At 72.4% G+C, this 13,363-nt stretch carries 10 protein-coding genes; 7 read left to right on the top strand and 3 right to left on the bottom strand.

Annotated elements, in window-relative coordinates; all coding sequences use genetic code 11:
- Window positions 1-87: 87 nt before the first annotated feature.
- Window positions 88-1,233: a lytic polysaccharide monooxygenase gene (locus ACWEGE_RS32120; protein WP_449664195.1), complete on the bottom strand. Its 1,146-nt coding sequence runs from the start codon at window positions 1,231-1,233 to the stop codon at window positions 88-90.
- Window positions 1,234-1,400: 167 nt separating this feature from the next.
- Here ACWEGE_RS32120 and ACWEGE_RS32115 point away from each other — a divergent pair, with 167 nt between their 5' ends.
- Window positions 1,401-2,594, top strand: coding sequence for an AGE family epimerase/isomerase (locus ACWEGE_RS32115; RefSeq protein ID WP_449664194.1), 1,194 nt, complete (start codon window positions 1,401-1,403; stop codon window positions 2,592-2,594).
- Window positions 2,595-2,639: 45 nt separating this feature from the next.
- Entirely contained in the window at window positions 2,640-3,635 is a 996-nt protein-coding gene (locus ACWEGE_RS32110; protein ID WP_449664193.1) for an aldo/keto reductase, read from the top strand.
- 10 nt (window positions 3,636-3,645) lie between these two features.
- On the opposite strand, the gene ACWEGE_RS32105 is transcribed toward ACWEGE_RS32110, so the two are convergent.
- Complete coding sequence (locus ACWEGE_RS32105; RefSeq protein ID WP_449664192.1) at window positions 3,646-4,818, bottom strand: cellulose-binding domain-containing protein; 1,173 nt, start codon at window positions 4,816-4,818, stop codon at window positions 3,646-3,648.
- A 533-nt stretch (window positions 4,819-5,351) separates the two neighbouring features.
- On the opposite strand from ACWEGE_RS32105, the gene ACWEGE_RS32100 reads away from it, so the two are divergent.
- The 5 genes from ACWEGE_RS32100 to ACWEGE_RS32080 are packed head-to-tail and all read left to right on the top strand — an operon-like array spanning window position 5,352 to window position 10,223.
- Window positions 5,352-6,806, top strand: a complete 1,455-nt coding sequence (locus ACWEGE_RS32100) for a hypothetical protein (protein WP_449664191.1) — start codon at window positions 5,352-5,354, stop codon at window positions 6,804-6,806.
- The gene (locus ACWEGE_RS32095; RefSeq protein ID WP_449664190.1) at window positions 6,803-7,648 is read left to right on the top strand and encodes an AfsA-related hotdog domain-containing protein; all 846 of its coding nucleotides are present in this window, start codon (window positions 6,803-6,805) and stop codon (window positions 7,646-7,648) included. Before ACWEGE_RS32100 ends, ACWEGE_RS32095 begins: the two co-directional genes overlap by 4 nt.
- A 31-nt stretch (window positions 7,649-7,679) precedes the next feature.
- A complete protein-coding gene (locus ACWEGE_RS32090) occupies window positions 7,680-8,495 on the top strand; it encodes a carboxymuconolactone decarboxylase family protein (RefSeq protein WP_449664189.1) in 816 nt (271 codons plus the stop codon).
- The gene (locus ACWEGE_RS32085) at window positions 8,492-9,193 is read left to right on the top strand and encodes an HAD family hydrolase (RefSeq protein ID WP_449664188.1); all 702 of its coding nucleotides are present in this window, start codon (window positions 8,492-8,494) and stop codon (window positions 9,191-9,193) included. The genes ACWEGE_RS32090 and ACWEGE_RS32085 overlap by 4 nt, the downstream gene beginning before the upstream one ends.
- Window positions 9,194-9,221: 28 nt before the next feature.
- Window positions 9,222-10,223, top strand: a complete 1,002-nt coding sequence (locus ACWEGE_RS32080; RefSeq protein ID WP_449664187.1) for a zinc-dependent alcohol dehydrogenase family protein — start codon at window positions 9,222-9,224, stop codon at window positions 10,221-10,223.
- 312 nt (window positions 10,224-10,535) lie between these two features.
- On the opposite strand, the gene ACWEGE_RS32075 is transcribed toward ACWEGE_RS32080, so the two are convergent.
- On the bottom strand, window positions 10,536-13,283 hold the full coding sequence (locus ACWEGE_RS32075) for a cellulose binding domain-containing protein (protein WP_449664186.1): 2,748 nt from the start codon (window positions 13,281-13,283) through the stop codon (window positions 10,536-10,538).
- Between the last annotated feature and the right edge of the window lie 80 nt (window positions 13,284-13,363).

Here is a 13,363-nt window from a genome sequence, read left to right as displayed (position 1 = left end):
GCGGCTTCGGGCCCGCAACGCCTGGAGGCCGCCTCGGGGAACGATCCCCGGAGCGGCCTCCTCGCCTGACTGTCCACCCGGGACGGTTCAGGTGCCCTGGCACGTCGGCGACGGTGCCGCGTTGCCTCCCGTGGTGTTGACGACCAGGCCGAAGCTGGTCGTGCCGTCGGCCGCGACGCTGCCGTTCCAGTTGGCGTTGCGGACCGTGACCGCCGAGCCGGACTGGCTCAGCGTGCCGTTCCACACGCTGGCGATCGTCTGGCCCGCGGGCAGTGTCCAGCCCACCTGCCAGCTCGTGTACGCCCTCGTGCTGTGGTTCATCACCGTCACCGAGGCCTGGAAGCCGCCGCTCCAGGTGTTGGTGATCTCGTACATCGCCATGCACGACCCCTGGGGCATCGACGTCGTGGTGGTCGGTGTCGTGGGAGTGGTGGGTGTCGTGGGAGTGGTGGGTGTCGTGGGCGTGGTGGGCGTGGTCGGTGTCGTCGGGGTGGTGGGTGTCGTGGGCGTGGTCGTCGTGCCGGTGCCCGGGTCCTTCACGCCGGTGACCTCGCCGTGCCCGCCGTCGAAGGTGACGTCCGAGCAGCCGTAGAACGTTTCCGCGCTGTCTGAGCGCTTCCACACCGAGTAGACGATGTGCCGGCCGGACTTGTTCGACGGCAGCGCGCCGCTCCACTTGTACTGCCCGTCCACCGTGCCCACCTGGCCGGTCACCGGTGGGTGGTCGATGGTCAGGAACGGCTGGTCCTCCAGCGAGTCCCAGGTGAGCGGCTGGTTGGGGTTCCAGCCGTCCTTGGTCACGTACGTGTAGAACCAGCCCGGGTGGGCCGCCCACGCGTTGTACGAGAAGTCGAACTGCGCGCCGGCGGTGAGGTGGGTCAGCGGCCAGTCGCCGACCCCGTCGAAGCCCGCGTAGTTCGGGTTCCCGCCCGAGCACAGCTTCCCGTCGGGGATGAACCCGCGCGTGCGCCCGGCGCCGTCCGAGCGGAGCACGCCGAACCAGTTGTACAGCGAGTTGGCGCCGCTGACGCCCACCGCGGCCGCGCAGGCCGGGTTGACGGGCTTGATTTCGCCGGTCGAACTGAGCCCGTCCCGCCAGCACAGGAAGGTCCGGCTGCCCGGTTTCATCATGGCGCCGTGCGCCTCGGCCGTGCCGGTGCTCAGCAGGATCGCGGTCAGGCTCGCCAGCAGCACGGTGACGGCGGCGAGAATGGTACTTCGTCTCCTGGTCACGTCAGTCCCTTCATTGGGTTGCGTGCGTCGAAGACTGGGAGCGCTTCCAAGGTCAGGATACGCGGTGGGGGTCACTTCCGGAACAGCCCGCGATGGCCGGAGCGGGTGCCTTGGCCTACGTTGACGGGGGCCGTCGTACCGGGCGGGCCCGTGGAGAAAGGCAGAGAGTGGACAGTCCGTCTTCGGTTCCCGCCTGGGTGCGCGCCGAACCCGCCCGGCTGCTCGGGTTCGCCCGCGGCGCGGCGCACCCCGGTGGCGGGTTCGCCTGGCTCGACGACACCGGGCGGCCGGTGCTCGAGAGGCCCGTCGAGACCTGGATCACCTGCCGGATGACGCACGTCTTCGCGCTCGCGGCGCTGGGTGGCGCGGACACCGGCGAGCTGGTCGCCCACGGCGTCGCGGCGCTGAAAGGCCCGCTGCGGGACGGCGAGCACGGCGGCTGGTACGCCTCGACGGCCCTGGCCGAGAAGCGCGCCTACGAGCACGCGTTCGTCGTGCTGGCCGCGGCGAGCGCGGCGGCGGCCGGTGCCGAAGGCGCGCGGCCGCTGCTGGCCGAGGCCCTTGAAACCGTCGAACGCCGGTTCCTGGAGCCGGAAGCCGGGCTCGTCGCCGACGTCTGGGACCGCGGCTGGACGCGCCTGGAGGACTACCGCGGCGCCAACGCCAACATGCACACGGTGGAGGCCTTCCTGGCCGCCGCCGACGTCACCGGCGACGCGGTGTGGGCGGCGCGTGCGCTGTCCATTGTGGAGCGCCTGGTGCACGGCGAGGCCCGTGCGCACGGCTGGCTGCTCCCGGAGCACTACGACCCGGACTGGCGCGTCCGGCTCGAGTTCAACCGCGCCGAACCCGCCCACCCGTTCCGCCCGTACGGGGCGACCGTCGGGCACCTCTTCGAATGGGCGCGGCTGGCCGTCCACCTCGGACGGGCGCTCGGGCCCGCCGCGCCGGCGTGGCTGGTGCCCGACGCGGCCGCGCTGTTCGAGACGGGCGTCCGGTACGGCTGGGCCGTCGACGGGCGGCCGGGCTTCGTCTACACGACCGACTTCGCCGGCACGCCGGTGGTGCGCACCCGGCTGCACTGGGTGGTCACCGAGGCGATGGCCGCGGCCTGGACGCTGCACCAGGAGACCGGCGACCCGGCGTACCTCGCGCGCTTCGAGGAGTGGTGCGCGCACGCCGAAACCTGTTTCGTCGACCGGGAACTCGGTTCGTGGCACCACGAACTCGACCCGGATAACCGTCCCGCCGCGACGGTGTGGGCCGGCAAACCGGACGTCTACCACGCCTACCAGGCGACGCTGCTGCCCGGCCTGCCGCCCGCGGCGTCGTTCGCCGGCGCGCTGCTCGCGCGCGGATAGACTGCGCACATCGAAGGCCGTCGCCCTCTTTCGCAAAGGAGCACCATGTCGCCTTACGTCGCGGCTGAAGACCGGTACGCGGGCCTGCCGTACCGGCGGGCCGGCCGCAGCGGGCTCAAGCTGCCCGCCGTGTCGCTCGGCCTGTGGCACAACTTCGGGGACGACAAGCCCCTCGACGTGCAGCGGGCCGTGCTGCGCCGGGCGTTCGACCTCGGGGTGACGCACTTCGACCTGGCCAACAACTACGGCCCGCCGCCCGGCTCGGCCGAGGCCAACTTCGGGCGGCACTTCGCCGCCGACTTCCGCCCGTACCGCGACGAGATCCTGGTGTCGTCCAAGGCGGGCTACCTGATGTGGGACGGCCCGTACGGCGAGTGGGGCTCCCGCAAGAACCTCCTGGCGAGCCTCGACCGGAGCCTGGCCCGCACCGGCCTGGACCACTTCGACATCTTCTATTCGCACCGCCCGGACCCGGACACGCCGATCGAGGAGACGATGGGCGCGCTCGACACCGCCGTCCGCTCGGGCAAAGCGCTGTACGCGGGCATCTCGAACTACTCGCCCGAGCAGACCGAGGCCGCGCTCGCCGCGCTGAAGGAGCTGGGGACGCCGCTGCTGATCCACCAGCCGCGGTATTCGATGCTGGACCGCTGGGTCGAGGACGGCCTGCTGGACACCCTGGACGCCCACGGCGTCGGCTCGATCGCGTACTCGCCGCTGAGCCAGGGCCTGCTGACCGACCGCTACCTCGACGGCATCCCGGCCGACTCCCGCGCGGCCGGTGCGAGCCCGTTCCTCACCAGCGAGCGGCTGACCGAGGAGACCCTCGCGACCGTCCGCGCGCTGAACGACGTCGCCAAGCGGCGCGGGCAGACGCTGGCCCAGCTGGCCATCGCCTGGGTGCTGCGCGGCGGCCGCGTCACCTCCGCGCTGATCGGCGCGAGCAGCGTCGCGCAGCTGGAGAACACCGTCGCGGCCACCGCGAACCTCGACTTCGCCGAGGAGGAGCTGGCCGAGATCGAGCGGATCCTCGGCCGGTAGCCCCGCCCGGTCAGCAGCCGATGCGCGAGCTGCCCAGTGCCACGTCGTCGAACCACAGCGTGTCGGCGTCGCCGGCGTAGCTCTCCCAGCCGAGGCGCAGGTCGGTCAGCGCCGGGTGCCAGGCCTTGGCGAGCCACTGCTGGTCGATGTCCTGGGTCGGGACGCGGTCGACGACGAGGCCGGGCACCTCGGCCGAGTTCAGCCAGGTCCGCAGCTTGCCCGCGGCGCCGTCGACCTCGAACTCGAAGCACGACCAGGTACCGGTCGCCAGCGGGACGCTCTGGGCCACCCCGGCCGGGCTCTGCGCGGGCAGCGTGGCGTCGTCGGACTCGCGGTTCCACTGCAGGGCGCGGTTCTGGCCGCCGGCGCGCAGGTCGCGGCCGCCGTCCGCGGTGTCGCGCAGGGCCATGAAGGCGACGTGCCCGGTGGGCAGGGCGGTGGTGTGCCGGACCCAGAACCGGCCGAAGAGCGGGCCCGAGCCGACGCCGGCGAGGCTGGTGCCGAGGAAGGCGTGGTTGCAGTAGCCGCCCTGGCCGGTGACCTTGACCGAGCGGCCGCCCGAGTGCGCGACCGCGGTGTCGACGGCGACCGTGCCGGTGCCGGTGCAGTTGGCCGCGCCGACGGTCCAGCGGCCGCCCGGGGTGCTGCCGGTCTGCTGTTCGAAGTCGTCGCAGATCGCGGCACCCGTGCAGCCGGCGGGCGGCGGGCCGGAGGTCGTCGTGGTCGGCGTCGTGGGCGTGGTGGTGGTGGGGGTGGTCGGCGTGGTTGAGGTCGGGGGTGCCGGATCGCCGCACGGGACGCCGTTGAGCGCGAAGTCCGCCGGCGTGGCGTTGGTCCCGCTGTAGGTGCCCTGGAGGCCGAAGGAGATCGTGCCGCCCGCGGGCACGGTCCCGTTGTAGGTGAGGTTCTGCGCGGTGACCTCGGTCCCGCTCTGGCGGACGGTGGCGTTCCAGGCGGACGTCACCGTCTGGTTCCCGGCGTAGTGCCAGGTGAGCGTCCAGGAGGAGAGCGCGGTGGCGCCGTTGGTCACCGTGATGTCGGCGGTGTAGCCGCTCTGCCACTGGTTGACGCGGTAGGCGACCGAGCAGGCGGGTGCGGCGGCGGCCGGACCGGCCACGACGAGCGCGGCGGTGCCCGCCGCGGCGAGGCAGAGCGCGGCCAAGGCGCCGGCGAACCTGTTCATGGGGTGGGCTCCTCCGGGTACGCGGACAGGGGCGTCGTGGCCTGCACCACGACGCCCCTGGGTGGTGGCCGCGTTCTGGCGAGGCGACCTGGCATGGGAGCGCTTCCAGCCGCCGGAAAGGTAACCCCCGCGTGTCACCCTTGTAAAGAGCGACCCGGACGCGGCCCGATCCGGTGGTCCGTTTTCCGCAGCCGGCGCCGCCGGTCCCGGCACTGAACATCACTGAACGGCCGAACCCGTTGGGACGCAGGACATCTCTCCGTCGCGCTGCGCCACCGGGGTGCGGGCCTGTGCGCCTCCGTTGGGGTGGATTCCGGAAATCCGCCCCAAGATCACGAAACCGGTGCCGGACCACCGGAAATGGGAGCGCTCTCAGTCCGCCGCGAGAGCGGGGGTTGCCCGAGATCCCGTTGCGTACTCAACTTCTCGGGAATCGCACGGTTCCCACCGCGGTCACGAGTTGGGCCGGCGCGGTCGCACTGCGGTAGGGTCGGCCTCGGTGCCCCCGTACTCCGGAAATCGTTGGATGAACGATGAGTCGACAGGCCAAACCAGGGAGCAAGCCCTACCGCGCACAACTGCGCGACCGGCTGGCCGCCCTGGGCTTCCCCGAGGAGGCGATCCCCGCCCAGGTGGCGAAGAACCTGATCGTCGAATGCCGGATCCCGCCGCGCACCGCGTGGCGGCTGGCCTCCGAGCTCTCGCTCGATGTCGCGGCGCACCAGTACAACGCCGTCACCGGCGACCCCCGGGCGGGCATGCGCGGCACGCGGATCTGGGAGTACGAGCAGTGGCCCGACCGCGGTGTCCGGCCCACCGTCGCCGCGCTGCGGGTGCTGGCGCAGGTCTACGGCACCGGCTGGAAGTGCCTGCTGGGACTGCGTGATCTCGAGCGGCTGCCGGCCAAGGACCTCGCCGAGTACCACGCCGAGGCGGAGCCGGCGGCCGGGCCGGAGGTGCCACCGGTCCGCGCCGTCGCCCACGCCGAAGCGCGGGCACCGGAGGAAATCGGCGCCGGCGCCCTCGGCAGCGCCCTCGAAACGGCCATCCTGCTCACGAGGACCAACGTGGACGACGTCCAGCTCGACGACCTGTGGGCGGACCTCGACTTCCTGGGCGGCGCCTACACCCGCACCGCACCCGACTCGGTCCTCGGCCAGCTCGCCGTGATCGCGGAGCGGACCGCGTCGCTGCTGAAGGGCCGTCAGCGGCCGAAGCAGACGCAGGACCTCCTGCTCGTCGGCGCGAAGTCGAACGCGATGATGGCCTGGATCGCGGGGGACCTCGGCCGGTACCGGCTTTCGCGGGAGCTCAATTCCGCCGCCTGGCTCTACACGCAGCACGCCGACGACTTCCTCGCCCGGCGCTGGGTGCGCACGTCGCAGGCCCGGGTGGCGTTCTGGGCCGGCAACGGCATCGAGTCCGCGAAGCTCGCCGCCGACGGGCTCCGGTACCACGTGGGCGGGCGCCTCACCGACGCCCCGCTCATCCTCGCCGAGGCCCGCGGCTGGTCGTCGGTGCAGGCCGAGCCGCAGGTACTGGACGCGATCGCGCGCTGGACGGCCATCGAGGACCCGGGGCTCGGGGCCGGCGGCGAAGACAGCTTCTTCAACATCACCAAGGACCGGCGGCACTACGTCGCGGGCAATTCGCTGCTCGCGGTCGGGCAGGCTCCCGCCGCGCTGCGCGAGTTCGCCACCGCCCGCGAGGCGTTCGAGCAGCTGTCGCTGGAGAACCGCTGGGAGGCCATGGATCCGATGATCCGGATCGACACGGGCCGCGCGCACCTGCTGCTCGGCGACCTCGAAGGCGCTGCCGCGCAGGTCGAACCGCTGCTGGACGCGGGCGTCGGCAAGCAGCCGGACATGGTGCGTGCCATGCTGAAGCTGATGGCGACCGAGCTGTCCGGGCCGCGCTGGCGCTCGGCCGCGACGGCCCGGAACCTTTCCGAGGCACTCCTCGACGCCCACGCTTCGGCGCGGCCGTGACGCCGGATCCGGCCCGGACGAAGGCGCCCGAGGCGGCACCGCGCGATTTTCCCCGCCCGGACGCGGGCACCCCGTGCGAACCGGCCTGGGCCCTCGAAGGGCACACCCGGCGGGACATCGTCGTGGTCGCCGACCGCTTCGCGCAGTTCGCCCGCGAGGAGCGGGTGTTCACGCTGTCCGGCCTGCTGGCCCTGCTCGGCTCCGGCGGTCTCGTGGCGGCGGGCTGCCACTGGATCGTCCACTTCGGCCAGGGCATCGACGCGGCCGACGGCGAGCTGCTCGAAACCGCCTGCGAGACCAGCGGTGGCTCCGTGCGCCTGGCGGACCCGGACGGGTTCCGGCGGCCGTCCGAACCGCCCGTCGTCGTCCACAAGAGCCGGCCGGAGAACGTCCTGCTTGCCGGCGTGCACAGCCCCGCGCCCGCGCACTGCCGGGCCGAGCTGCGGATCCACCGCGACAACGAGCTGGTCCTCGACCACCACACCGGCGAGCACGTGCAGGGCATCGTGATCATCGAAGCGATGCGGCAGATCTGCATCGCGCAGTTCGAGACCGCGATCCGCCCCGGTCTCGCCCCGGCCGAGTACACCGGGGTGTGGCAGCGGATGGACCTGTCCTTCGACGACTTCCTGTTCCCGCTCCCGGCCACGGTCGAAGCCCTGATCGTCGAGTCCGACCTCGGCCGGGCGACCAACCTCAGGTTCCGCGCCACGACGTCGGTGCACCAGCAGGGGCGCACCGTGGCCACCGCCGGCATCGAGTACGCGATGATCGCGCGGGGGCGCATCGACACCCTCGAACGCCGCAAGGCCGGCCAGGCCGCCCGGGCCTACCTCGGCTGAGCGGCCACTCCGGAAGGGAAACCACGCCACGATGTCCGACCTGCAGCAGCAGGACCGCGCCAAGTCCTTCGCCCAGGGCCTGAAACTCATCCAGCAGCTCGGCGGGGTGGACCGGCCGGCCGTGCTGGACCTGTTCGAGAGCATCGGGGAGGCCGAGTTCGGCGAGCAGTGCGTCGGGTTCATCTACGGCGACGTCTACCACCGGCCCGGCCTGCCGCTGCCGGAGCGGCAGCTGGCGACGGTCGCCGCGCTCACCGCCCTCGGCTACGCCGGCTCGCAGCTGCAGTTCCACGCCAAGGCCGCGCTCAACGTCGGGTGTACCCGCCGCCAGCTGGTCGAGGCCGTCATCCACGTCAGCTCGTTCGCCGGGTTCCCGGCCACGCTCAACGCCTTGACGGCGCTCAAGACGGCTTTCGACGGCCTGCCCGAAGAAGCGCCGTCGCCGTCCGAAGAGGCCGGCGACGTGCCGTGGGCGGGCATCGAGGACCGCTACGAGCGCGGCCTGGCGGCGATGAAGGCCGTCGACGGCGAGGCGGGCGAGAAGGTCGCCGCCGGCCTGCGGGACATCGCCCCGGACCTGGCTGCCTACATCGTCGAATTCACCTTCGGCGAGATCTACTCCCGGCCGCACCTGAGCCTGCGCCACCGCGAGATCGTCACGATCGCCGCGTGCGTCGCGCTGGGCACCGCGCTACCGCAGCTGAAGGTGCACATCCACGGCCTGCTCAACGTCGGGGGCACCGAGCGGGAAGTCGTGGAAACCGTGCTGCACCTGGCGTTCTACTGCGGCTTCCCGGCCGCGCTCAACGCCATCGCCGCCGCGCGGGAAGTGTTCGCGCAGCGGTGAGGACCTTCGAGAAGCTGCGCGTGGTCGCGCTCGACTGCGACGGCGTGCTCGTCGACGACACCTACCTGGCGATGATCGCCCGGTTCGTCACCGGGCACGGCGGGACCTACGACGCCGCCGCCGAGCGGGACGTCATCGGGCTGCGCGACATCGTCGTCGCCGAGAAGGTCACCCGGCTCTGCGGTCTGGACCAGCCGGCCGAGGAGACGCTGAAGCAGCTGTGGGCCGCGCGGCAGGACTACCTGGCCGAGCACCCGATCCGCGTGGCCGAAGGCGCGCGGGACTGCCTGGAGGCGCTGGCGAAGCTGCCCGTGCGGCTGGTCTGCTACGGCGGCCGGACCCGCGAGCACACCTTCGACCGGCACCTCGGTGACCACGTGGACCTCTTCGACCCGGAGGTGCCGTACGTGAGCATCAACGAGCACCGCCCGGGCGTCGAGCACATCGCCCGGACGGTGTTGGGCGTCGGCTTCGACGAGATCGTCTTCGTCGACGACGTCAGCCGGGTCGCCGGGGACGCCCGCGCGCACGGCGCCGGGTTCGTCGGGTTCCCGTCGAGCCCCGCCCACGCGCGGCAGCGGGACTTCATGGCCGCCGTCGGCGTCCGCCACTTCGCGACGTCGCTCGCCGGCCTCACCCCGGAACTCCTGGCGATCGTCGACGGCGAGCTCGCGGCTTCGACACACTGGCCTCGTTGAGGAGTGCCCCGACCCCTTGGAGTGCGCTGTGAAGTTCTTTTCCCTGCCCCGGCCCGGCGCCGGGCTCGTGCTGGGCGAGCGTGACGTGCCCGAACCCGGGCCCGGGCAGGTCCTGGTCCGGCTGCGCGGCTGGGCGGTCAACGCCCGGGACCTGATGATCCTGAAGGGGTTCTACCCGAAGCCGGTGAAGCCGGACGTGATCCCGCTGTCCGACGGCGCGGGCGAGGTCGTCGCGGTCGGCGACGGGGTGCGCGCCTGGACCGCGGGGGACCGGGTCGCGGCGACGTACTTCCCGGACTGGCTGTCCGGTCCCGGCACGCCGGAGAAGACCGCGGACGACCTGGGCGGCACCCTCGACGGCGTGCTCGCGGAGTACGCAGTCTTCGCCGAGGACGCCCTGGTCGCCGTGCCCGCGCACCTCGACTACGCCGAAGCCGCCACGCTGCCCAGCGCCGGCGTGACGGCGTGGCGGGCGGTCGTCGAGGAAGGCCGGCTGAGGCCGGGGCAGACCGTGCTCACCCTCGGCAGCGGCGGCCTGTCCACCTTCGCGCTGCAGTTCGCCGCGCTCGGCGGCGCCCACGTCGTCGCGACGTCGAGCTCGGACGAGAAGCTCGAGCGGCTGCGCGGGCTCGGCGCCGCCGAGACGCTCGACCACGCGGCCACCCCGGAGTGGGGTGCCGCGGTGGCCGAGCTGACCGGCGGCGGTGTCGACCACGTCGTCGACGTGGGCGGCGGCGGCACGATCGGCCAGTCGATGCTCGCCGCGCGCTACGGTGGGCACGTCAGCGTGGCCGGCGTCCTGACCCACGAAGGCGGCGCCGACCCGATCCTGGTGCTGGTCAAGCAGCTGACCCTGCGCGGTCTCACCAACGCCTCCCGCGAGACGTTCCAGGCGATGAACACCGCGATCGAGCGGACCGGCCTGAAGCCGGTGATCGACCGCCGGTTCGGCTTCGCCGAGGTGGCCGGGGCGCTGGAGCACCTGGAGTCCCGGAAGCACATCGGGAAGGTCGTGCTGGAGAGCGCCTGAGCGCCCGCCTCCCGCGCCGCTGTCCGCCGGGTAAGTTTTCCCCGCCCGGCTGGGTATTTCCGGCACCTCCCGAGCGCGTTCCCGCAGCTCGGCAGGGGTGTGTGCGGGCGAAAAAGTCCCCTTTGGGCAGGAATGGCGGCGGCCGTCGGCACCGGGAAGAGTGGACCTCGCCGGGGACGTCGCCCGAGCAGGCTGTGCCGGCTCGGGCGAGGGCCCCGGACTGGGGGCGCGGGGAGGGGGTTTCAACCGCCTGGGGGTGGGTTGAAACCCCCTTCCCGCCCGCGGCCCCGCCCGCCCGGCCGGCGGACCGCGTCAGGTCGCCGTGCAGGCCCGCCCGTTGAGCGAGATCGAGCTCGGCCGGGAGTTCACCATCCCCGAGCTCCCGGTGAAGCCGAACTCGGCGCTCCCGCCGGCCGGGATGGTCCGGTTCCAGCCCGCGTCCAGCGCCGTCACGGCCGCGCCGCTCTGGGTGACCTGCGCGTTCCAGGCCTGGATCACCTTCTGGCCGTCGGCGTAGGTCCACGTCACCGTCCACCCGGTCACCGCGGCGGTGCCGGTGTTGCCCACCTTCACCGAGGCCTGGAACCCGCCCTGCCACTGGTTGGTGATCGCGTAGGCCGCGGTGCAGGAGCCCGACGGCACCGGGGTGGTGGTCGTCGTGGTGGGTGTGGTGGTCGTGGTCGTCGTGGTGGGCGTCGTCGTGGTGGTCGTCGGGGGCGGCTCGCCGCCCCCGGACTCGCCCACGATCACGCCGCGGCCGTTCGTGCCGACGTAGACCCGGCCGTACACCCGCGGATCGCCGGTCAGCGCCGCCCCGATGTTGCCGTACTGGTGCTGGTCGTCGTTGATCCGCGTCCACGAGGCCCCGGCGTCGTCGGAGCGGAAGATCCCGCGCACCCCGCCGATCTTCGCGATCGTGTACAACGCCGCGTACGTCCGGCCGGGAGCGGCCTTGCCGAACCCGACGTTGTCGGCTTCGGCGACGTTCGCCAGCTTCGTGAAGGACGTTCCGGAGTCGGTGGAGTGCCAGAGGCCGTACGCCGCGCCGGAGCCGCCGGCCAGCCAGATGTCGCCCTTGCCCCCCGGCACCGCCTTGAAGTGCGCCGAGCCGGACGGCAGCCCGGTGGCCGCGGTCGCGGTGAACGTCGCGCCGCCGTCGGTGCTGAGGTAGAACCGGCCCGCGGCGAACCCGTAGAACCGCTTCGGGTCGACCCGGTCCGACTCGACCACCGCGCCGGCGGGGATGCCGGTGGACGTCGTCCACGAGGAGCCGAAGCCGACCGAGTAGCTGACGTTCATGCCGTCCGGGCTCCAGACGAACCGGCTGCCGTCGGCGGCCGCGGCCACCGTGCCGCCACTGGCGTTGCCGCCCGGTTCGGCGCCCTGGAACCAGTTCTTGCCGCCGTCGGTGGAGAAGGCGATCCGGTTGTCGTTGGGCCGCGCGGACCGGTCCAGCGTGCCCACGCGCACGATCGTCGCCGGTGCCAGCTCGGCGTAGTCGAGGCTGGTGGTCGTGGTGAACACCGGCTGCGTGTACATCGTGGCCGGGACCGTGTCGAGGCTGTCGTGCCGGAACCCGCCGATGTCACCGAGGGCGGACAGCAGGGGAGCGCCCGACGGCGGGCTGATCAGGTCGAGCACCGCGGTTTCTTCGAGGCCGCCGACGACCGGCTTGATCGTGATCTTCCCGCCGCTGTCCCACTTCGTCAGGTCGTTGGTGCCGTAGATCGTCGCGCCGGTGCCGTAGAGGAGGTGGTTCGAGTCGAACGGGTCGATCTCCACCGACTCGGTCATCCAGCCGAGCTTCGGCGAGGGCACCGGGGGAGCGGGCTGCGCGCCGAAGGTCAGCCACGGCACCGCGGAGATGTCCTGGGTGTAGCGCAGCGACCGGTCCGGGTAGCTCGAAAAGTCCCAGATCCGGGTCCAGGTGGCGCCGCCGTCGGTGCTGCGGAAGAAGATGACGTCCGGCCACCACGACACCTGCGTCGCGACCATCAGCGTGTTCGGGTGCTGCCGGTCGATCGTCAGCCCGCTGTAGCCGAAGTAGTCGTCGCCGCTGTCGGAGGGGATCGGGCTGATCCGGGTCCAGGTGCCGGTCTTGGTGGCGTACTTCCAGACATCGCCCTTCGCGCCGTCGTACGGGCCGCCGGTGTCGCTGGTCGCCAGGTAGAGGTTGCCGCCGGCGCTGTCGAGGACGCCCTTGTGCGCCAGGAACCCGGTGGGCTGGCCGGCCAGTCGCGCCCAGGTCGTGCCGCCGTCGGTGCTGCGGTAGACCGTGTTCTGCTTGTCCGCGACGCCGACGTAGATCGTCTGCGTGGTGCTGCCGCGGGTGCCGGTGGAGGGGTCGAAGGTCACCCAGGTGACGCCCTCGTTGTCGCTGGAGTACCCCGTCGTGTCGTTCGGGTCGGGGACGTAGTTGCCGGGGTTGGGGAAGGCGGTCACCTTCGCCCAGGTGACGCCGGAGTCCGTGCTGCGCCAGAGGCCGTTGCCGCTGGGGGCGCCGAGGTAGAGGACGCTGTTGCGGTTCGGGTCGATGGCCAGCCGCTCGCCCATCCCGCGGCCGGGCATGTTGCCGCCGAGCTTGAACGGCAGCGTGGCCGCCTGCCAGGTGGCGCCGCGGTCGGCCGAGCGGAGGATCGCGCCGGGGTTCGGGTCCCAACTGTTGGTGTACATCCCGGCCGCGACGTAGACGCGGTTCGGGTCGACCGGGTCGGTGGCGAGGCTGACGACGCCGTTGTGCCCCCAATCGGTCCAGCCGACCGAGTCCAGCAGCGGTGTCCAGCGCCCGGTCGCGGTGTTCCACCGGTACGCCCCGCCGATGTCGGTGCGGGCGTAGACGAGCCCGCGTTCGGTCTGGTTGAAGACGATCCCGGGGACGAACCCGCCGCCGGCGATCTCCGCGTTGCGCCAGGTGGTGGCCGCCGGTGCGGCCGGGGACGGCGATGCGCCGACGGTGACCGCGAGCGCGGCGGGCAGCAGCACGGCGAGCGCGGACCCGAGCAGGCGTCTCGCTGACCGGGACCGGGCCGGGGAATGAGTTCTCGGCACGACGTTGTGCACCTTGGCCTCCACATTCTGGGAGCGCTTCCAGAAGGAAGGTAGACCAGCGTTCCGAGCGTTGTAAAGCATTCGACGATTTC

Source organism: Amycolatopsis sp. NPDC004747 (assembly GCF_053601335.1).
Note: the sequence above shows the minus strand (reverse complement) of the source record. Positions and strands in the feature narration are given on the sequence as shown.

Excerpts from the sequence above, each read along its gene's own strand:
- ACWEGE_RS32090 (WP_449664189.1), top strand. The coding sequence starts at position 7,680 with ATGTCCGACCTGCAGCAGCAGGACCGCGCCAAGTCCTTCGCCCAGGGC.
- ACWEGE_RS32105 (WP_449664192.1), bottom strand. The coding sequence starts at position 4,818 with ATGAACAGGTTCGCCGGCGCCTTGGCCGCGCTCTGCCTCGCCGCGGCG.
- ACWEGE_RS32110 (WP_449664193.1), top strand. The coding sequence starts at position 2,640 with ATGTCGCCTTACGTCGCGGCTGAAGACCGGTACGCGGGCCTGCCGTAC.
- ACWEGE_RS32100 (WP_449664191.1), top strand. The coding sequence starts at position 5,352 with ATGAGTCGACAGGCCAAACCAGGGAGCAAGCCCTACCGCGCACAACTG.